Source organism: Duganella sp. Leaf61 (assembly GCF_001421905.1).
Taxonomy (GTDB): domain Bacteria; phylum Pseudomonadota; class Gammaproteobacteria; order Burkholderiales; family Burkholderiaceae_D; genus Rugamonas; species Rugamonas zoogloeoides.
The window spans coordinates 901900-924404 of sequence record NZ_LMLM01000001.1 but is presented as its reverse complement, the minus strand read 5'-3'; the positions used below and the strand labels follow the sequence as shown (position 1 = coordinate 924404).

At 65.4% G+C, this 22505-nt stretch carries 18 protein-coding genes; 14 read left to right on the top strand and 4 right to left on the bottom strand.

What is annotated here, in order from left to right; all coding sequences use genetic code 11:
* Positions 1-60 precede the first annotated feature (60 nt).
* Positions 61-1116 carry a helix-turn-helix domain-containing protein gene (locus tag ASF04_RS04045; RefSeq protein ID WP_056138296.1) on the bottom strand — a complete coding sequence of 352 codons (1056 nt, stop codon included), beginning with the start codon at positions 1114-1116 and terminating at the stop codon, positions 61-63.
* A gap of 185 nt (positions 1117-1301) precedes the next feature.
* Here ASF04_RS04045 and eat point away from each other — a divergent pair, with 185 nt between their 5' ends.
* The 6 genes from eat to ASF04_RS04015 are packed head-to-tail and all read left to right on the top strand — an operon-like array spanning position 1302 to position 7220.
* Positions 1302-2687, top strand: a complete 1386-nt coding sequence (gene eat / locus ASF04_RS04040; protein WP_056138295.1) for an ethanolamine permease — start codon at positions 1302-1304, stop codon at positions 2685-2687.
* The gene (locus ASF04_RS04035) at positions 2688-3503 is read left to right on the top strand and encodes a TorF family putative porin (RefSeq protein WP_056138293.1); all 816 of its coding nucleotides are present in this window, start codon (positions 2688-2690) and stop codon (positions 3501-3503) included.
* A gap of 13 nt (positions 3504-3516) precedes the next feature.
* The gene (locus ASF04_RS04030; RefSeq protein WP_056138291.1) at positions 3517-4908 is read left to right on the top strand and encodes an ethanolamine ammonia-lyase subunit EutB; all 1392 of its coding nucleotides are present in this window, start codon (positions 3517-3519) and stop codon (positions 4906-4908) included.
* Positions 4909-4915: 7 nt separating this feature from the next.
* Complete coding sequence (gene eutC, locus ASF04_RS04025) at positions 4916-5806, top strand: ethanolamine ammonia-lyase subunit EutC (protein WP_056138289.1); 891 nt, start codon at positions 4916-4918, stop codon at positions 5804-5806.
* A 10-nt stretch (positions 5807-5816) separates the two neighbouring features.
* Entirely contained in the window at positions 5817-6512 is a 696-nt protein-coding gene (locus ASF04_RS04020) for a YafY family protein (RefSeq protein WP_056138287.1), read from the top strand.
* Positions 6513-6572: 60 nt separating this feature from the next.
* The gene (locus ASF04_RS04015; protein ID WP_056138286.1) at positions 6573-7220 is read left to right on the top strand and encodes a glutathione S-transferase family protein; all 648 of its coding nucleotides are present in this window, start codon (positions 6573-6575) and stop codon (positions 7218-7220) included.
* A gap of 108 nt (positions 7221-7328) precedes the next feature.
* Here ASF04_RS04015 and ASF04_RS04010 read toward each other — a convergent pair whose 3' ends face one another.
* The 3 genes from ASF04_RS04010 to ASF04_RS04000 form a co-directional block, all read right to left on the bottom strand.
* Entirely contained in the window at positions 7329-8165 is an 837-nt protein-coding gene (locus ASF04_RS04010; RefSeq protein WP_056138284.1) for an HDOD domain-containing protein, read from the bottom strand.
* Positions 8166-8241: 76 nt separating this feature from the next.
* Positions 8242-8520, bottom strand: a complete 279-nt coding sequence (locus ASF04_RS04005; protein WP_019923595.1) for a hypothetical protein — start codon at positions 8518-8520, stop codon at positions 8242-8244.
* Entirely contained in the window at positions 8517-8945 is a 429-nt protein-coding gene (locus tag ASF04_RS04000; protein WP_082488545.1) for a MarR family winged helix-turn-helix transcriptional regulator, read from the bottom strand. Before ASF04_RS04000 ends, ASF04_RS04005 begins: the two co-directional genes overlap by 4 nt.
* A 125-nt stretch (positions 8946-9070) precedes the next feature.
* Here ASF04_RS04000 and ASF04_RS03995 point away from each other — a divergent pair, with 125 nt between their 5' ends.
* From ASF04_RS03995 to ASF04_RS03960, 8 genes are all read left to right on the top strand, one after another.
* Positions 9071-10009, top strand: a complete 939-nt coding sequence (locus tag ASF04_RS03995; protein WP_019923597.1) for a GlxA family transcriptional regulator — start codon at positions 9071-9073, stop codon at positions 10007-10009.
* A gap of 237 nt (positions 10010-10246) precedes the next feature.
* Positions 10247-11485 (top strand): acetylornithine/succinylornithine family transaminase, encoded by a 1239-nt coding sequence (gene astC, locus ASF04_RS03990; protein ID WP_056138281.1) that lies wholly within the window; start codon positions 10247-10249, stop codon positions 11483-11485.
* Positions 11486-11653: 168 nt separating this feature from the next.
* A complete protein-coding gene (locus ASF04_RS03985; RefSeq protein WP_056138280.1) occupies positions 11654-12691 on the top strand; it encodes an arginine N-succinyltransferase in 1038 nt (345 codons plus the stop codon).
* 13 nt (positions 12692-12704) lie between these two features.
* Positions 12705-13760, top strand: coding sequence for an arginine N-succinyltransferase (gene astA, locus ASF04_RS03980; protein ID WP_056138278.1), 1056 nt, complete (start codon positions 12705-12707; stop codon positions 13758-13760).
* Positions 13753-15249 carry a succinylglutamate-semialdehyde dehydrogenase gene (gene astD, locus ASF04_RS27305; protein ID WP_056138277.1) on the top strand — a complete coding sequence of 499 codons (1497 nt, stop codon included), beginning with the start codon at positions 13753-13755 and terminating at the stop codon, positions 15247-15249. The genes astA and astD overlap by 8 nt, the downstream gene beginning before the upstream one ends.
* 9 nt (positions 15250-15258) lie before the next feature.
* On the top strand, positions 15259-16599 hold the full coding sequence (gene astB / locus ASF04_RS27300) for an N-succinylarginine dihydrolase (RefSeq protein WP_056138275.1): 1341 nt from the start codon (positions 15259-15261) through the stop codon (positions 16597-16599).
* 160 nt (positions 16600-16759) lie between these two features.
* Positions 16760-21484 carry an NAD-glutamate dehydrogenase domain-containing protein gene (locus ASF04_RS03965; protein ID WP_056138273.1) on the top strand — a complete coding sequence of 1575 codons (4725 nt, stop codon included), beginning with the start codon at positions 16760-16762 and terminating at the stop codon, positions 21482-21484.
* A gap of 4 nt (positions 21485-21488) precedes the next feature.
* Positions 21489-22499, top strand: a complete 1011-nt coding sequence (locus ASF04_RS03960) for a succinylglutamate desuccinylase (protein ID WP_056138271.1) — start codon at positions 21489-21491, stop codon at positions 22497-22499.
* Positions 22500-22505 lie beyond the last annotated feature (6 nt).

Below are 22505 nucleotides of genomic sequence, written 5' to 3'. Positions count from 1 at the left end.
CGACCAAGCAGGAACTTCGGAAAACTGTCACGAGCGGCGCAGCAGGTTTTTCGCGGTTCCCTACTGTGTCCGTCGCGCCCGCATCGCGGCCGACGGACACTCGCCGAACAGCTTGCGGTAATCGCTGGAGAACTGGCTGAAATTGCTCATGCCCCAGGCGTCGGCGACGTCGCCGATGGCGGCGCGCCCCGCGCCCTGGTCGAGCAGCTCGCGGCGGGCGCCGTTCAGGCGCATCATGCGCATATAGAGCAGCGGACTCATCCCCAACACATCCTCGAAACAATACTGCAAGGTGCGGCGGCTGACGTGTACCTGCTGGCACAGCAGCGGCACCGTCAGCGCCGCATGGTCGGCCATGTGCGCATCGATATAGGCGCGCACGTGCTCGACGACGCGGCGCCGGCGTTGCAGGCTGGGGCTGGCGACCGGCTCGCCGCAACTGCGATCGAGCAGGTCCAGCAGTGACGACAGCACGCCATCCTGCCAGGCATAGCCAGCGTCCCCGGACGCCCCTGCGCCAGCTGGCAGCCTGCCCGCACCCGGCGCAACTACCCTGGCGTCGGCTGCCGCTGCACCATCGACTGCGTACGCCGCGCCAGGCGGCAGCGCCGCCGACAGGGTCCGCAAGCAAGCCGCGCGTGCGCTTGCATCCACCTGCAACACCTCGGCCGCCTGCACCTGCTGCCAGTCGATCCGGCAACCATGCCGCTGCGCGGCATCTTCCAGCAATTGCCGGCTCGCAACGATACCGTAAATGCTGTAGGCGCTGGGCGTGACCAGTTCGAACTCGACGTCGCCCGGGCGCACCATCAAGGTGTTGTCTGCCGCCTGGCGACCGTTGATACGGGTGGCAGTGTCGTGGTCGGGAAGGCCGAACCAGATGGCGTCGGGCCACACCCGGCATGACTGCCGTACCGCCTGGCTCAGGCTTTCCCTGAATACTTGCAGCTGCGGCAATTGCCGCTCGGTCAGCGCGCCCGAAAAGCGGCCGGCGCTGACCTGGTCATAGCGTTGCTGCCAGTTGGTCAGCTTGCTGGCCAGTTCGTCGGCATCGTGCGCCAGCACCGTGCGTAATGACGGTGCGTGGTGCGATGGTGGTGTCGCAGTCTGGTGCATATTTGCTCCACAGTGGTGGTGTTGCAGTCGCGCGGCAGGCCCGCTGCAGGTTTGCCGATTTGCGATAACGCCCTTGCCAAGCGCGCTCCTATACTGAAATCCGACTCAACACATTGAGCAACTTTCATACCCGCCCCCTGCACGGGCAGGGGCGCCGGTGACGGCTTATCTTTAAGGGGAACCACATGAACGCAAAACCGCCGGCCGGTCAGCCGGCTCTGCAACAGACGCTGAGCACGTTCCAGCTCTGGGGCATCGCCGTCGGCCTGGTGATCTCCGGGGAGTATTTCGGCTGGAGTTACGGCTGGGCCTCGGCAGGCACCCTGGGCTTCACCATTACCGCATTGTTCATCGCGGCCATGTACACCACCTTCATTTTCAGCTTTACCGAGCTGACCACGTCGATCCCGCACGCGGGCGGTCCGTTTGCCTACAGCAAGCGCGCGTTCGGCCCCACCGGCGGCTACCTGGCCGGCGCCGCCACCCTGATCGAATTCGTGTTCGCACCGCCCGCCATCGCGCTGGCCATCGGCGCCTACCTGAACGTGCAGTTCCCCGAGATCAATCCCAAGCTGGCGGCCGTGGGCGCCTACGTGGTGTTCATGACGCTCAACATCGTCGGCGTGCAGGTGGCGGCCACCTTCGAGCTGCTGATGGCCTTGCTGGCGATTTTCGAGCTGCTGGTCTTCATGGGCGTGGTGGCGCCGGGCTTCTCGGTCGCCAACTTCACCAAGGGCGGCTGGTCGGGACAGGACGTGTTCAGCGCTGCCGCGATTCCGGGCATGTTTGCCGCGATCCCGTTTGCCATCTGGTTCTTCCTGGCGATCGAAGGTGTGGCCATGGCAGCCGAAGAAGCCAAGGACCCCAAGCGCTCGATCCCGATCGCCTACATCACCGGCATCATCACCCTGGTGCTGCTGGCCATCGGCGTGATGGCGTTTGCCGGCGGCGCCGGCGACTGGACCAAGCTCGCCAACATCAACGACCCGCTGCCACAGGCCATGAAAATGATCGTCGGCGAGAACAGCGGCTGGCTGCACATGTTGGTGTGGCTCGGTTTGTTCGGACTGATCGCTTCGTTCCACGGCATCATCCTCGGCTACTCGCGCCAGATCTATGCGCTGGCCCGCGAAGCTTATCTGCCGCCAGCGCTGGCCAAGATCCACCCGCGCTTCAAGACGCCGCACCGCGCCATCCTGGCCGGCGGCGCGGTGGGTATCGCGGCCATCTTCAGCGACGAGCTGATCAAGATCGGCGGCCAGACCCTGACCGCCAACATCGTCACCATGTCGGTGTTCGGCGCCATCACCATGTACATCCTCAGCATGCTGAGCCTGTTCAAGCTGCGCCGCGACGAGCCGGCCATGGTGCGGCCGTTCCGCGCGCCGTTCTACCCGGTGTTCCCGGCGATTGCCCTGGCTGGCGCCGTGGTCTGCCTGGTCACGATGATTTACTACAACCCGCTGGTGTTCTGCCTGTTCGCTGCTTTCCTTGCTGCCGGTTATGGGTACTTCCGCGCCACCAAGGGCAGCCGCGCACTGCACGCCGCCACCCCCATCAAAGGAGTCTGAATGTTTTCCCCGTCCCGCACACTGCACCGCCTGGCCGCCGCCAGTTGCCTGGCCACCTTGGCCACCACGGCTTGCGCCGCCGAGCCGGTACCGTCGGCCTGGACCGAAACCGGCAACATCACGGCCGTCTCCGACTACCTGTTTCGCGGCATTTCGCAAACCCAGGCCAAGCCCACCGCCCAGGCCACGCTCGACTTCACCCACAGCAGCGGCGTGTACCTGGGGCTGTTCGGCTCGGGCGTGTCGCACGCGGCCTATAACAATGGCGCCGGTTCCGAGCTCGACGTGTACGGCGGCTACCGCCACAGCGTCAATGCGGACACCACCATCGACGCCGGCCTGGTCACGTACTGGTTCCCCGGCGCGCACTATGCGACAGGCGGCAAGGACATCAAGTACCATACGCAGGAGGCCAAGCTCGGCGTGAATATCGGCAGTTTCAATGCTACCGGCCGGGTGTCGCTGAGCCGTTACTGGTTCGGCTTCACGGTGCAACCGGGTAGCGGTGAGCTGGTCGATACGCGTGGCACCGTGTACGGCGAACTGAACTGGAATCCGGAACTTGCCCCGGGCCTGGTATTGAATTTGCACGCGGGCCGCCAGCAAGTGCGCCACATGGACGACTTCAATTTCTACGACGCCAAGGTCGGTGTGACCAAGACCGTCGGCAACTGGGCGTTCGCGGCGGCAGGGGTGTACAACAGTGGCGACGCCAGCAAGAACGGCACGCCGTTATGGACCTTTTTCAACGCCGACGGCAGCAGCAAGAACGTGGTGCAAAAGCGCTTGCTGGTGACGGCCACGCGCAATTTTTAAACCCGGAGGGGCAATGGGCAGCTTTTCGCACACGGCAGGCAGCAGGACCTACCAGTTCCGCGACCTGAAGGACTTGATGGCCAAGGCCACGCCGGCCCGCTCTGGCGATGCGCTGGCGGGGCTGGCTGCCGCCAGCGCGGAAGAACGCGTGGCGGCGCAAATGGCGCTGGCCGACCTGCCGCTGCGGCTGTTCCTGAACGAGCTGGTGGTGCCGTATGAGGACGACGAAGTCACGCGGCTGATCATCGACGACCACGATGCCGCCGCGTTCGCGCCCATCGCCCATCTCACTGTGGGCGACCTGCGCAACTGGCTGCTCGGCGACGCTGCCGACAGTGCCGCGCTGGCGGCCGTCGCCCCCGGCATCACGCCCGAGATGGCAGCAGCGGTATCGAAAATCATGCGCATCCAGGACCTGGTGCTGGTGGCCCGCAAGTGCCGCGTGGTCACGCGCTTTCGCAACACCATCGGGCTCGAAGGCCGCATGGCCACCCGGCTGCAACCGAACCACCCGACCGATGACGCCACCGGCATTGCAGCCAGCCTGCTCGACGGCCTGCTGTACGGCAGCGGCGACGCCGTCATTGGCATCAACCCGGCCACCGACAACGTCCCGCAGGTGATCAAGATCGTCAGCATGCTCGACGAAATCATCGACCGCTACGGCATTCCCACCCAGTCATGCGTACTGACCCACGTCACCAACACCATTGCCGCGATCGAGCGCGGCGCGCCGGTGGACCTGGTGTTCCAGTCGATTGCCGGCACCGAGGCGGCCAACACCAGCTTCGGCCTCAACCTGGCGCTGCTGGGCGAGGCGCGCGACGCCGCGCTGTCGCTGGGACGCGGCACCGTGGGCGACAACGTCATGTATTTCGAAACGGGGCAGGGCAGTGCGCTGTCGGCCAATGCCCACCACGGCGTCGATCAGCAAACGTGCGAAGCGCGCGCTTACGCGGTGGCGCGCAAGTTCAAGCCGCTGCTGGTCAACTCGGTGGTCGGCTTCATCGGCCCCGAGTACCTGTACGACGGCAAGCAGATCGTGCGCGCCGGGCTGGAAGACCATTTTTGTGCCAAGTTGCTGGGCCTGCCGATGGGCTGCGACGTCTGCTACACCAACCATGCCGAGGCCGACCAGGACGATATGGACATCCTGCTCACCATGCTGGGCGCGGCTGGCTGCACCTTCGTGATGGGCATTCCGGGTTCGGACGACATCATGCTCAACTACCAGACCACGTCGTTCCACGACGCGCTGTACGCGCGCCGCGCGCTGGGCCTCAAACCCGCACCGGAGTTCGAAATATGGCTCAAGCAGATGGAAATCTTCACGGGCGACGAGCGCGCCACGCTGGGCCGGGCGATGCCGCCATCGTTCCAACGCGCGCTGGCGCAACTGACGTGAGGGCGCCATGAACGAGCTCGAATTTCGGCAGCGTGACGCCAATGCCAATGCCAACGTTGAAGACGCGCTGGTAGTGGTCAACCCCTGGGCCGCGCTGCGCCGTTTCACCGCCGCGCGCATCGCGCTTGGACGTGTCGGCGTGAGCCAGCCGACCGCGCCGCAACTGGCGTTCCAGCTGGCCCATGCGCGCGCGCGTGACGCCGTGCACCAGGCGCTCGACGTGGCGCCGCTGCTCGAAGGTTTGCAGGAACTGAGCGGTCAACCCGCGCTGGCGCTGCACAGCGCCGCCGCCAGCCGCGACATCTACCTGCAACGGCCCGACCTGGGGCGACGACTGGACGCTGCCTCGCGCCAGTTGTTGCAACAATACGGGCAGTTGCAGCCGCAGCCGTCAGCGGCACAGTCGCCACCGCTACCCGCAGCCGGCAGCTACGACCTGGCGTTCGTTATCGCCGACGGCCTGTCAGCGCTGGCCATCGAGCAAAACGTGCTGCCATTCCTGCGCTGCCTGACGGCGCGCCTCGCCCTCGAGGAATGGACGATTGCACCGCCGGCCGTCGTGCTGCAGGGCCGCGTCGCCGTGGGTGACGAGGTGGGAGAATTGCTCGGTGCGCGCGCGGTGCTGGTGCTGGTGGGCGAACGTCCGGGCCTGAGCTCGCCGGACAGCATGGGCTTGTACCTGACCTGGGCGCCGCGCGTGGGCCTCACCGACGCCAGCCGCAACTGCATCTCGAATGTGCGGCCGGCGGGGTTGACCTGGGAGGCGGCAGCGTTCAAGCTGCACTACTTGCTGTCCGAAGCGCGCCGCCGCCAGTTATCGGGTGTGGCGCTCAAGGATGAAACCTCGGACGACGATCCGGCGCTGGCATCTTCCCGGCGTAATTTCCTGCTCGACTAACACCTACAACATGAGCCGCACCACCCGACTTTTCCAGCTGATGGATGCCTTGCGCGGCTATCGCCGTCCCGTCACCGCCGCCCGCCTGGCCGAACAACTGGGCGTCTCCGAGCGCACCATTTACCGCGACATCCAGACCCTGTGCAGCCTCGGCGCGCCGCTCGAAGGCGCGGCCGGCGTCGGTTACCGCCTGAAGACCGGCTTCTTTCTGCCGCCGCTGATGTTCAACATGGACGAGCTCGAAGCGCTGGTGCTCGGTGCGCGCTGGGTGCGCGGCCAGGGCGACGCCGCGCTCGCCGCTGCCGCCCAGACCGCCCTGGCCCGCATCGCCGCCGCCACGCCAAAAGACCTGCGTGACGACATGGCCGAAACCAGTTTATGGGTGCCGCTCGGCATGGAACGGCAGCCGGTGAACGAGCAGCACGTGGGCCCGGTGCGCGAGGCCATCCGCTACCAGCACCGGCTGCGCATCGGCTACTGCGACGAGCACGGCCAGCCGTCCGAGCGCATGGTGTGGCCGTTCGCACTGGCGTTTTTCGAGGGCAAGCGCCTGCTGGCCGCGTGGTGCGAGCTGCGCGCCGGTTTCCGCCATTTCCGTATCGACCGCATCGCTACCGTCGAGACCACGCGCGAGCGCTACCCCACCCGCCGCCACGAACTGCTGGCCACCTGGCGCCGCGAACACAATATCCGGCCCGACTCCTGACAGAAACTGGCGCGCCGCGCCGCTACCATCGAGGCTCTTCTATACCACACGGAGCCCCGCATGCGCTTGTACCACCACCCGATCTCGTCCAATTCCCGCCGCGTGATGATGGCCGCCATCCACCTGGACGTGCAGCTCGATCTGACCGAAATCAGCCTGATGGACGCGGGCGACCGCCGCCGCCTGGCCGAGCTCAATCCGAACGGCATGCTGCCGGTGCTGCAGGATGGCAAATTCATCCTGTGGGAATCGTGCGCCATCATGCAATACCTGGCCGACACCACGGCGGGCGGCGCGGCGCTGTACCCGCGCGACCCGGCGCAGCGCGCCGATGTCAACCGCTGGATGCTGTGGGCATGCCAGCACTTCGCGCCGGCCATCAGCGTGCTCACCTGGGAAAATATCTGGAAGGGCATGACCGGCGGCGGCGCCCGCGATCCGCTCGAAGTGGCGCGCGGCACGTACGACCTGACCCGTCACGCGGCCGTGCTGGATCGGCACCTGCGCGCCCATGCCTGGGTGGCGGGCGACGCCCTCAGCCTGGCCGACTTCGCGCTGGCCGCGCCGCTGATGTACACGCAGCAGGCACGTCTGCCGCTGGACGGCTACATCCACCTGGCGGCGTGGCACGCGCGCATCCGCCAGCTGCCGGCATGGCGCCAGACCGAAAAACATTTGGATTTGGAAACGAATGGTGCGCTTGTGTGAAGTGGCGCACGGAGCGAGTCACGCAGAGCTGATATTGTTCAGTCATCTCCTCTGGAGGAGATCCCTAGTTTTGGACTTCGCCCGCTACCCAGCGGGCTTTTTTTTTGCCTACATCATCAGCACGGAGTACAGCGACCGCACTTCTTCGGCCGATTCGAGCATGATGCCATGCAGCGAACCGTCGCCGATCAGGAAGTCGATGGTGCGCGCGCCCTGTTCGCTGATGTTGGCGCGCGGCTGGTACAGCGGCGACGGCACGGGCGACAGGTCGTTGGCCAGCAGCAGGGTATCGCCCAGGGTTTCCGGCGGAATCGCGCGCAAGCCGGCCCACATCGCCTCGATGGCCTGGAACACGCCGTCGGGCACGCCCAGCCGCGTCAACACGCCACGGCCGATCTTGATCTCGCCATGGTCCACCCAGTCTTCCGGTTCGCCGTCGATGATCTCCGGGTAGTCGCCGGCGCACGACAGCATGTAAAAGCCCGCCACCTCGTGCATGATGCCGGCGAACAGCGCGGTTTCCGGATCGACCCGGGTAACGCGGCGCGCGATCACCTGCGCGAGCGCGGCCACGTGCGCCGTGTGCTCCCACAACTGGTTGATTTGCTGCTTGAGGGCGGGATTGGTGACTTCGCTGCCGATCTGGCGCACGATCAGGGCCGCCACCAGCGATTGCAGGGTGCGTACACCGAGCCGTTGCACGGCAGTTTTGACGCTGGTAATCTCGATGCCGGAGCGGTTGTAGGCTGCCGAGTTGGCAATCGCCACGCTGCGCGCAGCCAGCAATGGGTTAGCCTGGATGAGTTTGGCTGCCGCTTCCACGTGGCAGTCGGGATCGTTCAATGCCTGCTGCAAGCGCAGCGAAGCGTTGACGTTGGCGGGGAAGGTCAATTCCCCGCGGCCAGCCTGTTCAGCGATGGCCTTGAATGCGTCGAGTCTGTCCATCCGAAAAATTATACGCGGAATATTGCTCCGTAGAACTTTTCGGTGGAACTTTTATGTAAAGACTTTTTAAACTGTCTTACTCTTCGCTGAAGATGGCGTCGTAGCCGTCGGTATTGTCCATGCCCTTGAGCTCGTCCACCAGGCCCAGGTCTTCCAGCTCTTCCACCGCGTTCATATAGCTGTTCGGCTTGGTTGCACCGATCAGGCGGAAGATTTCGCCTTCTTCATTGCGCACGCCGATCAACAGCTTTTCCAGGCGCACTTCGTCCTCGTGGGCGACGTTGAGCAGCAGGTTGCCGATGATGTGTTTGTCGAATTTTGCCGGCTTGACGCCGTCGATCAGAGCAGTTTTCAAATGATTTCCTTGGTTGGGTCGGTGATGGGCGCACAGTGATTGGCGCCAGCCATGACGGCATTCTTAAGCCTGGCGAGATTTTTTTCAAGGGCCGCGTAGTCTTCGTCGCTGTAATCGGCAAACATTTGCCGGCCCATCGCCACCATTGCCGGAAACGCCGTGTTGAACGTGGCCTCGCCGGCGGCCGTGAGCCGGACAAAAAACGAACGCTTGTCGCAGTCGCTGCGCTCGCGCTCGACCAGGCCTTTCTGTTCCAGGCGTTCGATCACGCCGGTCATGGTGCCCTTGGTGATCAGGGTTTTCTCGCCCAGCTCCTTGTACGACATGCCCGGTGTATTGCCCAGCGTGGCGATGATGTCGAACTGCGCATGAGTCAGGCCGCAGGCGCGCGCGTGTTCCGCCGAGCTGCGCTCAAAGCTTTGCATGCATTCGGCCAGCAGCCGGACACTTTTCAAATATCGTTCGCCCATGGGGCGTGATTATAGCTGGTTCGCAATTTGCAGCCGGGGCGGGTACTATAGTGAACTTCCATTCATGCCCCAGCGTATCGATGTCCTTTGCTAACCTGTCCGGCCTGGCCCGCCAACGGCCGCTGCGCGTGCTGCTGGTCAATGCGGGCGAGGCCGACGCGCTCACCTGGGCCGGCCTGGTGCAACCGCTGCGCATGGCCGCCGCCATGCTGGGCCGCGACGCCTTCCAGCTTGAAACCATGACCCCCGCGCAAGTGGTGCTGGCACAGCCTGGCTGGCAGATTGCACTGCTGGTGGCGGACGACGCCGACCGCACCATGGCACCGGAGCTGGCGCGCGCCGTGATCGAGCGCATCCGCAGCGCCGAATACTGGGGCGGCGTGGGCGCGGGCGTTCTATGGCTGGCGCTGGCGGGCGTGATGGCCGGCGTGCGCGTGGCGCTGCCGTGGGCGCTGTACGGCGACACCGAAAGCATCACCGACCGCGCCATCCTGAGCCAGCACTTGTTCGAGCTCGACGGCCGCCACCTCAGCTGCTGCGGCGGCGCCGCCAGCATCGACTTCGCGCTGACCCTGGTCGAACACCTGTGCGGCGCCACGGTGCAGGCGGCGATCAAGGAAAACCTGTGCATCGAGCGCGTGCGCAGCCACGACGAGCGCCAGCGCATTGCCCTGCAGGCCCGCTTCGGCGCCTTGCAGCCGCGCCTGTCGGAAGCGGTGACCCTGATGGAAACCAATATCGAAGAACCGCTGTCCACCGACGACATCGCCAACCTGGTGGGCCTGTCGCGCCGCCAGCTCGAACGCCTGTTCAAGCAGTACCTCGACAGCCTGCCGTCGCGCTACTACCTGGAGTTGCGCCTGCAACGTGCGCGCCAGTTGCTGCTCGAAACCAACCACTCGATCGTGCAGGTGGGACTGATGTGCGGCTTTTCATCGGGCTCGCATTTTTCCACGGCGTTCGGTGCTTTATTCGGCAATACTCCCCGCGAAGAACGCCAACGCAAACTGGCCAACTAGAGCGCGTGACAAAACCTCCAGCGCTGCGTTGCAGCGCCTCGCTGTACAGGCGTACTGTCTTCGTCGCTGCGCCTTGCTCTGAAGGCTATGTCACGCGCTCTCGACTTTCCTGGCGGCCAAAAGTGAAAAACCTTGTCGCCATTAGAAAAGAGTTTTAGCATGCCGTTTTTTATAATGGGTCTCGCGGCACGTTGCCGCGCGCAACCCAAGTACTCTCCAACATGAATAGGGAATGCCATGAACGCCAAAGATACGACCGCTACCACCCGTCCTGTGACTCGTCAGACGTATGACGAAGTCCTGGTGCCTACTTACGCACCGGCAGCGATGGTTCCGGTCCGAGGCTCTGGCCTGGACCTGTGGGACCAGAATGGCAAGCACTACCTGGACTTCACGTCCGGCATCGCCGTCAACTCGCTCGGCCACTGCAACCCGATCGTGGTCGAGGCGCTGACGCGCCAGGCCAACACCCTGTGGCACCTCGGTAACGGCTACACCAACGAGCCTGTACTGCGCCTGGGCCTGGCCCTGACCGAAGCCACGTTTGCCGACCGCGCCTTCTTCTGCAACTCCGGCGCCGAAGCCAACGAAGCAGCGCTGAAGCTGGCGCGTAAATACGCGCACGCCAAGTTCGGCCCGCACAAGTCGCGCATCGTCTCGTGCCTGCAATCGTTCCACGGCCGCACGCTGTTTACCGTTTCGGTAGGTGGCCAGTCGAAGTACACCGAAGGCTTCGAGCCGCTGCCACCGTCAATCGACCATATCGTCTATAACGATATCGAAGCGGCACGCGCCGCCATTACCGATGACGTGTGCGCGGTGATCGTCGAGCCGCTGCAAGGCGAGGGCGGCGTGGTGCCGGGCGACCAGGCCTACCTGCAAGCGCTGCGCGACCTGTGCGACCAGACCGGCGCCGTGCTGATCTTCGACGAAGTGCAATGCGGCATGGGCCGTACCGGCGACCTGTTCCACTACATGACCTACGGCATCACCCCGGACGTGCTCACGTCCGCCAAGGCGCTGGGCAACGGCTACCCGGTCGCTGCCATGCTGACCACCCACGAACTGGCCGCCACCCTGAACGTCGGCAGCCACGGCACCACCTACGGTGGCAACCCGCTGGCCGCCACCGTGGCGCTGACGGTGCTGGAAACCATCAACCAGCCCGAGTTCCTGGCGCGCGTCAAGCAGGCCGGCGACAAGCTGCGTGGCACCATGGAGCAGCTGGTCGCCGATTACCCGCAAGTGTTTGCGCTGGTACGCGGCGCCGGCCTGCTGCTGGGCATGGTGGTCACCGACGCCTGGAAAGGCCGCTCGAAAGACATCCAGAAAGCCGCTGAAGCGAACGGCCTGATGGTGCTGATCGCCGGCATGGACGTGCTGCGCCTGGCGCCTGCGCTGATCGTCACCGACGAACAGATCGCCGAAGCCGACCGCATCTTGCGCTTGTCGATCGATGGTTTGCTGAAGGCGTAAATTGCGCCGCGCGCCGCCCTTTCCGCCTGCGCGGGCAGGGCGGCGCGACGTTTCCGGGTGGGCGCCTTGCCTGTACCCTAACGGGGGCCTCGAAAACCGTAGCGAGCAACGCACAGGCAATAGCGCCCCGCGCAGCAGGTTTTCGAGCCCCCTACCGAAGGAGTTCCCATGTATGTAGTCCGTCCGGTCGAACTAGCGGATATCGACGCCCTCGAGGCGCTGGCCGCAGTACCCATGCCGGGAGTGCATACCCTGCCCAAGACACGCGAGAAAATCCTCGCCATGATCGAGGGTTCGATCGCCTCTTTTGCCGCGCAGGTCGATATCGCCAGCGAGGAATCGTACCTGCTGGTGCTGGAAAACCTGGCCGACGGCGCCATTGCGGGCACCGCCGCCATCTTTGCTGCCGCCGGGTCCAACGGCACCTATTTTTCGTTCCGCAACGACGTCATCCAGCAAGTCTCGCGCGACCTCAATATCAGCCACAGCGTGCACGCGCTCACGCTGTGCTCCGAGCTGACCGGCTATTCGCAGCTGTCGAGCTTTTACGTGGGCGAGCGCGAACAGGGCACGGCCGAAGCGGCGCTGCTCTCGCGTGCGCGGCTGATGTTTGCCGTGCTCGCGCCGCACCGCTTCTCCGACCGCTTCTTCGTGCCGCTGGCCGGCGTCACCGATGCCAATGGCGGTTCGCCGTTCTGGGATGCGCTGGGCCGCAAGTTCTTCCAGATGGATTTTCTCGATGCCGAACGCGTGATCGGCGGCGCCCGCAACCGCACCCTGATCGTGGAACTGATGCCGCACTACCCGGTGTACGTGCCGCTGCTGCCGGGCGACGCCCAGGCCGCCATGGGCCAGATCCATCCGTCGGGCGAGCTGGCGTTCAATCTGCTCACGGCCGAAGGTTTCGAGGCCGACGACTACATCGATATTTTCGATGGCGGCCCGATTTTGCAAGCCCATAAAAACTCGCTGCGCACCTTCACCGGCGCGCTGCAACGGCGCGCCACCGTGGCGCCGGAATTGCGCGATCGCGGCCGCGAACCGCCGGTGCGCTACGCCATTTCGTCCGGCGCCGAACACAATTTCCGCGCCGTCATCGCCGACTGCGCCGCGCTCGAAGCGCAGGTAACCGTGGCCTTGCCGGCAGAGGTGCTGGACACGCTGAACATCGCGGACGGCGACACCGTCATCTGCGTCCGAATCTGAGACTGGACCACCTATGCTAGTAGTACGCGCCATCCAAGCCGACGACCTCGACGCCCTGTACGTGATGGCCACGCAGGTCGGCAGCGGCATGACCACCTTGAAGCCCGACATGAAGATGATGGGCGACCGATTGGCGATCGCGGTCGCCTCGTTTGCCGAAACCATCGCGCCCGAAAAACGCGACTACATGTTCGTGATGGAAGATACCGACTCGGGCCGCCTGGCCGGCGTGTGCGCCATCAAGGGGGCGGTGGGCCTGAACGAGCCGTTTTATAACTACCGTATCGGCACCCTGGTGCACTCGAGCCGCGAGATCGATGTGTTTACGCGCATGGAAACGCTGTACCTGTCGAACGATCTTACCGGCAGCACCGAACTGTGCTCGCTGTTCCTGCATCCCGACTACCGCAGCGGCAACAACGGCAAGCTGCTGTCGAAAAGCCGCTTCCTGTTCATCGCCCAGTTCCCGCACCTGTTTACCGAAAAGCTGATCGCCGAAATGCGCGGCTACCAGGAAGAAAACGGCCGCTCGCCGTTCTACGAAGGACTGGGCCGCCACTTCTTCAAGATGGATTTCGATCACGTCGATGCGCTTACCGCGGTCGGCAAAAAATCGTTCATCGCCGAGCTGATGCCGCGCCAGCCTTTGTACGTGGCCTACCTGCCCGACGACGCGCAAGAGGTGATCGGCAAGGTCCACACGTCCACCGCGCCGGCGCGCCGGCTGCTGGAACAGGAGGGCCTGTATTTCGAGGGCTACGTCGATATTTTCGATGCCGGCCCGGTGCTGCAGGCGCGCGTGTCCGAACTGCGCGCCATGCGCGACAGCGTGCTGGCGCAGGTGGGCAGTGCTGCTGTGCCGGACGCCGCGTGCGCCACGGTGCCCGACCCGGAGCCGCTGCTGGTGTCGAACACTACGCTCCACGATTTCCGCATGATCCTGTCGCAGACCGCGCCAGTGAATGGCGCCGTGGCGCTGTCGGCAGCGGAGCAGGACGCCCTGCGCTGCGCCGACGGCGACGCCGTGCGCACCCTGTCGCTCAACTCGAGGAAAAATCCCCATGTTTAATACCGTGAACAACCCCCTGAGCAATGTCCTGAGCAACTTCGTCAACGGCCAGTGGTCGGTGGGCGGCGGCGCCGAGCTGGTGACCGTCGATCCATCGAACGGCCAGCAAACCTGGGCCAGCCGCGAATCGACGCCGCACGATGTCGATGCCGCCTGCACCGCTGCGCAAGCCGCATTCGAAGCGTGGGCGCTGACACCTCTGGAAGAACGCATCGCCGTGTGCCTGCGCTTCCGTGACCTGTTAAAACAGGACGCGGAAGAACTGGCGCTCTTGATCGCCGAGGAAGTGGGCAAACCATTGTGGGAAGCGCGCACCGAGGTGACCACCATGGCCAACAAGATCGACATCTCGGTGCAAGCCTACAACGCCCGCACTGGCCTGTCGCAAAACAGGGTGGCCGATGGCGAGGCCGTGCTGCGTCACCGCCCGCACGGCGTGTTCGGCGTGTTCGGACCGTACAACTTCCCGGGCCACCTGCCCAACGGCCATATCGTGCCGGCGCTCATCGCCGGCAACACGGTGGTGTTCAAGCCGAGCGAATACGCACCGCGCACGGCGATCAAGACCGTGCAGCTGTGGGAGCAGGCCGGCTTGCCGGCCGGTGTGATCAACCTGGTCAACGGTGGCCGCGAAACCGGCATTGCGCTGGGCCAGAATCCACAGCTCGACGGCGTGCTGTTTACCGGCAGCTGCCCCACGGGCACCGCGCTGCATAAACAGTTCGGTGGCCAGCCGGGCAAGATGCTGGCGCTGGAAATGGGCGGCAACAATCCGCTGGTGATTTGGGATGCGCACGATATCGATGCCGCCGTGTTCATGGCCGTGTCGTCGGCGTTCATTTCGGCCGGCCAGCGCTGCACCTGCGCGCGCCGCCTGATCGTCCAGCAGGGCCCTGCCGGCGACGCCATCATCGCTCGCCTGGTGGACGTGGCCAGCCGCCTGACGGTCGGCGCGTCGAACGCGGAACCGGCGCCGTTCATGGGGCCGGTCGTGTCGTCTGCGATTGCCAAACGGCTGGTGCAGGCGCAGGAAGACATGGTCGCCAAGGGTGGCGTGAGCCTGCTCGCCATGCGCCACCTTGATGAAGACACCGGCTTTGTCACGGCCGGCATCGTCGATGTGACCGATGCCGAGGACATCCCCGACGAAGAGTGGTTCGGTCCGCTGCTGCAGGTGATCCGCGTGGCGGACTTCGACACTGCCATCCGTGCTGCCAATGCCACCGAATTCGGCCTGGCCTCGGCGCTGATTTCGAACGACGAGCAGTTGTGGAAGATTTTCCAGGTGCGCGCGCGCGCCGGCATCGTCAACTGGAACCGTCCGACCACGGGCGCGGCCAGCACCGCGCCGTTCGGCGGCGTGGGCAAGTCGGGCAACCATCGCCCGAGCGCCTACTACGCGGCCGACTACTGCGCGTACCCGGTCGCCTCGATTGAAAACCCCGCACTGGAACTGCCGGCCAAGCTGTCGCCCGGCATGCATTTTTAAGAGGCTGGCATGAGCGCACGCGAATTCAACTTCGACGGCCTGGTCGGGCCGTCGCACAACTACGCCGGCCTGTCGTTTGGTAACGTCGCCTCGTTCAACAACGTCAAGAGCGCCAGCAACCCCAAGCTGGCCGCCCTGCAGGGACTGGCCAAGATGCGCGCGCTGGCCGCGCGCGGCTTTGGCCAGGCCGTGATGCCGCCGCAGGTGCGTCCCAACTTCCGCCTGCTGCGCAGCGTGGGTTTTACCGGCACCGACGCCGAGGTGCTGGCCAAGGCTGCGAAACAGGCGCCGGTAATCCTGGCCAGCGCATATTCGGCCTCGCCCATGTGGACCGCGAATGCGGCGACCGTCAGTCCGTCGGCCGACAGCGCAGACGGGCGCGCGCACTTCACCGCCGCCAACCTGAACAACAAGCTGCACCGCGCCTTCGAGCACACGCAGTCGGCGCGCAGCCTGCGCGCCATCTTCGCCGATCAAAAACATTTTGCCGTACACGATGCGCTGCCCGGCACGCCGGCGTTCGGCGACGAAGGCGCGGCCAACCACACGCGCTTTGCGAAGGATCATGGCAGCGCCGGCGTGGAGCTGTTCGTGTATGGCCGCACCGAGTTCGATGCGGCGGCGCCGGCGCCGAAGCGCTTCCCGGCGCGGCAAACGCTGGAAGCTTCGCAAGCCGTGGCGCGCCTGCATGGCTTGTCGCGTGAGCGCACCGTGTACGTGCAGCAGAATCCCGACGTGATCGACCAGGGTGTGTTCCACAACGACGTGATCGCGGTCGGCAACGGCAACGTGCTGTTCTACCACGAGCAGGCGTTTGCCGACGAAGCGGACGCCATCGAGCGCCTGCGCCGCGCGGTGGGCGACCTGGGCGCAGAGTTCAATCCGATACGCGTGGCGACGGCGCAGGTGGCGGTGGCCGACACGGTGGCCAGCTACCTGTTCAACAGCCAGCTGCTGACCAAGGACAGCGGCAAGATGGCGCTGGTGGTGCCGCAGGAATGCCAGGAAAACGCATCGGTTGCGCGCTACCTCGAAGGCCTGCTGGCGGAGCAAGGCGCGATCGACGAATTGATCACGTTCGACCTGCGCCAGTCGATGCGCAACGGCGGCGGCCCCGCGTGCCTGCGCCTGCGCGTGGCGCTCACCGGCGCGGAAGCCGCAGCCATGCACCAGGGCGTGGTGATGACCGAGACGCTGTACCACGCGCTGGTGGCGTGGGTGGAAAAGCACTACCGCGACAGCCTGTCGCCGGACGACCTGGCCGACCCGCAACTGGCGATCGAGGTGCGCACGGCGCTGGAAGATTTGAGCCGCATCCTGAACCTGCCCGACCTGTACGACCTGAGTTGACCGGCAATCCTTCTGGTATGGGCGCGAAGTTTTAAAAGCTGGTCTAATACCGCATCACCAGCAGCAACAGACCCACGCCGCGCCGCCACAAGCGGCGCGGCGTGGGTCTGCGAGAACTACCTAAATACTAAAATACCCGTTACGTATTGGAGAAGAAACAATGAAACAAACACCACAAGACCTGCGCGCCCAAACGCTCGCATCGATCAACGCCAGCCAGCCTGCCAGCAGCAACGCCCAGGTCCCGGCCCTGATCGGCGCCTGGCTCGCAGCCCTCGACGACGAAGACCTGGCCGGCACCGTGCCCGCCAGCCTGGCGCCGGTCTTGATGGAAGGTTTCAGCAAAGCGGCCCAGCGCACCGGCGCCGGTGCGCAAGTGGTGACGCTCCCTTACGACGATGGCCGTGGCGGCAAAGCCACCGCGCTGCTCATCCTCAACGACGACATGCCGTACCTGGTGGACTCCATCGTCATGGCCATGCGCAAGCTGCACGTCGCCGCCAGCGGCGTGATGAACGCCGTGCTGCCGGTGGCGCGCAACGCCGACGGCGTGGTCACCAGTGTCGGCCAGGCCGGCGACAAGCTCGAATCGTACGTACTGTGCCTGCTGGCCGAAGACTTGCCTGCCGCCGAACTGGGCGCGCTGGTGGACCGCATCCAGATGGTCTCGCGCGACGCTGCCGTGGTCCGCCGCGACAAGGCCGCCATGCTGGCGCACCTGGGCCGCATCGGCACCGAAGCTGCCGCCATCGGCGAAGAAGGCAAGGAAGTCGCCGCCTTCCTGGAATGGGCGCGCACCGAAGGCTTCGAGCCGTTCGGCTATGCCTACTACCAGGTGAAACCGGGCGTGCGTGAGCTCGAACGCGACATCCCGAGCCGCATCGGCGTGCTGCAAGATACGGCGCACCCGGTCTATGGCACCTGCCTGGCCAACATCCCCGGCGACTTCGACACGCTGTCCAAGCGCGCCCACACGCTGTCCATCGTCAAGGCCGACGTGGAAGGCACCTTGCACCGCGACCAGCAGCTCGACTTCATCGGCATCCGCCACACCGACGCGCAAGGCGCGATCCTCGGCGAATACTGCTTCGTCGGTTTGTTCACCCGCGCCGCCACGTCCACGCCGCTCAACCGCCTGCCGTTCGCGCGCGGCCGCGTGGCCAAGGTGCTGTCGATTGCGGGCGTGCGCCAGGAAGGTTTCCGCGCCGAGAAATTCATCGAGATCCTCGAATCGCTGCCGCGCACCGAAGCGCTGGAAGCCGATCCGCAATGGCTGGCCGAAGTCTGCGGCGCCGTCGTCTCGCTGTACAAGCAGCCGCGCACCAAGGTGTTCGCGCGCCGCGACGTCTATGCGCGCCACCTGAACGTGCTGGTGTACCTGCCGCGCGAGCGTTACAGCAACAGCGTCGCTTCGTCGCTGGCGCGCACGCTGCAAAGCACGTCCGGCGCCAGCCACGTCAGCCTGCAAACGCTGGTGGCCGATGGCCCGCTGGCCCGCGTGTACCTGATCGCCCATGGCGCGCGCTATCCGCTCGACCTGGAAACCGACATCCAGCAGCCGCTCACCGCAGTGCTCGACGGCTGGCACGACAGCTTCTCGCAACTGGCCGACACCGTGCCCAATGAGCCGGTACGCGCCCACCTGCGCAAGATGTGCGCCACGCTGCCGGTCGATTACGTGGCGTCCACCACGCCGGTCGCCGCTTTCCAGGACCTGCAAACCATCCTGCACAACATCGACCCGTCGCGCGTCGATGTACGGGTGGAGAATTCCAACGGTGGCACCTCGATCCGCCTGTACTCGGTGGACCAGGTACCGTCGCTGTCGATCATCCTGCCGGCGCTGCATAACGCCGGCGTGACCATCGACCGCGAACAATCGCACTCGCTGCGCCTTGACGGCCAGCGCCGCTACGTCACCAGCTTGTCGGTGGACCCGGCCAGCGCGGCCAGCCTGTCCAAGCCTGGCGTGGTGATGGTGGCCGAAGAGCTGTTCTCGGCACTGTTCAACAACGAAGCCGAAGACGGCCGCCTCAATGGCCTGGTCATCGAAGGCGGCTTGAGCGTGCGCGAAGTGCAGCTGGTGCGCGCGTACATGAGCTACTGGCGCCAGACCGGCACGCAGTTCTCGGTGCGCTACATCGCCGAAACCCTGCGCAAGCAGCCGGCATTGGTCAAAGAGCTGGTGGACGTGTTCCTGCGCCGGTTCGACCCGTCGCTGGCCGAGGCCACCCGCGCCGAAGCGCTCGACAAGCTGGCCGACATCAAGGCGCGCCTGCCGGGGATCAACCACGCCGACAGCGAGGAAGTACTGGGCGCGCTGGCCAACCTGATTGCCGCCACCCTGCGCACCAACTACTTCCAGAACGACCAGAAGGGCGACAAGATCATCTTCAAGTTCGACACCAGCAACCTGTCGCTGGTGCCGGAACCTAAGCCGTACCGCGAGATCTACGTGTTCTCGCGCCGCTTCGAGGGCCTGCACCTGCGCGGCGGCCCGGTCGCGCGCGGCGGCTTGCGCTGGTCCGACCGCATGGAGGACTACCGCACCGAAGTCCTCGGCCTGGTCAAGGCCCAGATGGTGAAGAACGCCGTGATCGTGCCGGCCGGTGCCAAGGGCGGCTTTGTCTGCAAGCAGATGCCGAAAGACGCCGTGCGCGAAACCATCGCGGCCGAAGGCGAAGCAGTGTATCGCCTGTTCATTTCCAGCCTGCTGGAAGTGACCGACAACCGCGTGCTCGGTAACATCGTGCCGCCAGCAGACACGGTCTGCTACGACAGTGCCGACCCGTACCTGGTAGTGGCCGCCGACAAGGGCACCGCGACCTTCTCCGACATCGCCAACAGCATCGCCGTGCAGCGCGGCTTCTGGCTCGGGGACGCGTTTGCCTCGGGTGGCTCCAATGGTTACGACCATAAAAAAATGGGCATCACCGCCAAGGGCGCCTTCGAAGCTGTGCAGCGCCACTTCTACGAAATGGACCACGACATCCACGCTACGCCAACCACCATGGTCGGCGTGGGCGACATGTCGGGCGACGTGTTCGGCAACGGTGCGCTGTTGTCGCGCAAGCTGAAAATCGTCGCTGCGTTCGACCACCGCCATATCTTCCTCGATCCGAACCCGGACCTGGAGCAGTCGTTCGTCGAGCGCGAGCGCATGTTCGCGCTGCCGCGTTCCTCGTGGGACGACTACAACAAGGAATTGATTTCGGCCGGCGGCGGCGTGTACCCGCGCACCGCGCGTACCATCGCACTGTCGCCGCAAATCCGCGAAGTGCTCGACATCGAAGAGACCTCGCTGCCGCCGGAAGAGCTGATGCACCGCATCCTGAAAGCGCCGGTGGACCTGTTCTACAACGGCGGTATCGGCACCTACATCAAGGCATCGACCGAAACCCACGCGCAGGTCAAGGACCGCGCCAACGACAATATCCGCGTCGATGGCAACCAGCTGCGCTGCAAGGTCGTTACCGAGGGCGGCAACCTGGGCGCCACGCAGGCGGGCCGGATCGAATTCGCGCTGACCGGTGGCCGCATCTTCACCGACGCCATCGACAACTCGGCCGGCGTCGATTGCTCCGACCACGAAGTCAACGTCAAGATGTGGCTGGACGTGGAAATGAACGCCGGCCAGCTGAGCGAAGCGGACCGCAACCACACGCTCAACCTGATGACCGCCGACATCGAACGCCTGGTCCTGCGCGACAACACGCTGCAAACCCATTTGCTGGTGCGCGAAGCGCAGGCGCAGGTGGAACCGGCGGTGCAGGACGGCTACGCCGACCTGATCGCGTTCCTGGAAGAAGAGGGGGCGCTGTCGCGCGACCTGGAGCAGCTGCCGACGGTGGCCGAACTGGCGCGCCGCAAGGCCGACGGCCGCGGCCTGACCACGCCGGAACTGGCGGTGGTGATCGCCAACGTGAAAAACCGCTACAAGCGCATCCTGTCGGCGCTGCCGCTGACGGAACACAGCTGGGCCGAGTCGATGCTCAAGCCGTACTTCCCCGAGCTGATGGTCGCCACCCGTCCGGCGCTGGCGCACCCGCTGGCCAACGCCATCCTGGCCACCGTGCTGGCCAACGAAGCGGTCAACCGCTGCGGTCCGCTGATGCTGCGCCAGCTGGCCGGCGAACATGGCGTCGATGAAACCGACGTGATCCAGGCCTGGGGCCAGGCCTGGTCGGCACTGAACCTGGCGCCGGTATTTGCCACGCTCGACGCGGACGCGCTCAAGATCCCGCGCGCCGTCTCGATCAAGGTCGATGCCCGCACCCGCGTGCTGCAACGCGCCGTGATCGAAGGCGCGTTGACCGTGCCAGCCGACCAGCTGCGCGGCGGCGTGGAAGAACTCACGCGCCTGTTCGACCAGCCGGAACTGCTGTCGCAACTGACGCCAGCCGACGGCCAGTCCGATGCCGAACTGACCACCGGTCTGCGCCCTGAATTCGTCCAGGCATGGAACGCGGTCGATGCCATCGAAGCGGTGGCGGCGTTCGTGTTTGCCGCCCTGTCGGTGCAGCGTCCGGCGGGCATGGACTTGCCGGCCTTCCTGCAAATCGGCCTGGCGCTGCGCACGCAAGTGGGCATCGACGTGCTCGAACGCGGCCTGAAACTGCCGGCAGCCAACCGCTCGCAGGAGCAGCTGCGCAACTACGCACAAAACGCGCTGCGCCGCACCCAGCAACGCCTGCTGTCCAAGGTCCTGCAACACGCAACCGGCGGCCATTCGGCGGCCGAAGCGGTGGAACTGGTGGCCAACACCCTCGGCCTGTCGGGCTATGCGCAGCCGACCGACCTGGAACAGGCGATGCTCGATGTGTGGGCATTGTCCGAGGCGGTCAACGCGGGCACCACGGCAGGGACCACCCTGCTGGCGGCGTAAGCGCATGGCTGGCTATCGCACGCCAGTACCGGCGGCATTGCCAGAGCCGGTACGCGCGCTGGCGCAAGCCGATTTCAGCGCGGTTGCGCAGCGCTTCGGCGCCGCCGGCTTCGCGGTGGCGCAGCCGGCCGACGGCATCCTGACCATCAAGGCGGAGGGTAACCCCGGGGAGCGGCCAGCGTTGCTGATTTCAGTCGGCGTGCACGGCGACGAGACGGGACCGATCGAAATGGTCGCGTACCTGCTCGACGCCCTGTCGCGCGAGGCGGACAAGCTGGCAGTGAACCTGATGCTTTGCGTGGGCAATATCGGCGCCATCCGCGCCGGCAAGCGCTTCATCGACGCCGACTTGAACCGCATGTTCCGCGCCGAGCGCGGTACGCTGGCCGGTACCGCCGAAGCAGCGCGCGCCGACCAGCTGATTGCCGCCACCGCCGATTTCTTCGGTGACGCGGGCCAGGTGCGCTGGCACCTCGACCTGCACACGGCGATCCGCCCTTCGGTCTATCCGACCTTTGCCATTGTCCCCGAGATCATCGCCGAGCAACCGCGCCGTGCGCTGCTCGACTGGCTGGGGGCAGCGGGAATCGGCGCCGTGATCATGAATCCGGCATCGGTGGGCACGTACAGCTACTACTCGGCCGAGCACCACGGCGCGGCCGGCACCACGGTGGAACTGGGTCGCATCGGCACGCTGGGCCAGAATGACCTGGCGCAATTCGCCGACGCGTCGCAGGCACTGGACGACCTGCTGCGCGGCACCCCAACCTCGGGCGCCGGCCGCCAGCCGCACATCTTCAACACCGCGCGCCAGATCATCAAGCTCAGCGACGACTTCCGCATGGCCTTCGGCAAGGAAACCCACAACTTCACTGCGATGAAGCAGGGCGAAGAAATCGCCCGCGACGGCGACACTGTCTACACGGTGCAGCATCCGGAAGAGCTGGTGGTGTTTCCCAATCCCGATGTGCGGGTGGGGTTACGGGCAGGGTTGATGGTGGTGCGGGTAGCCTGAGGCAGG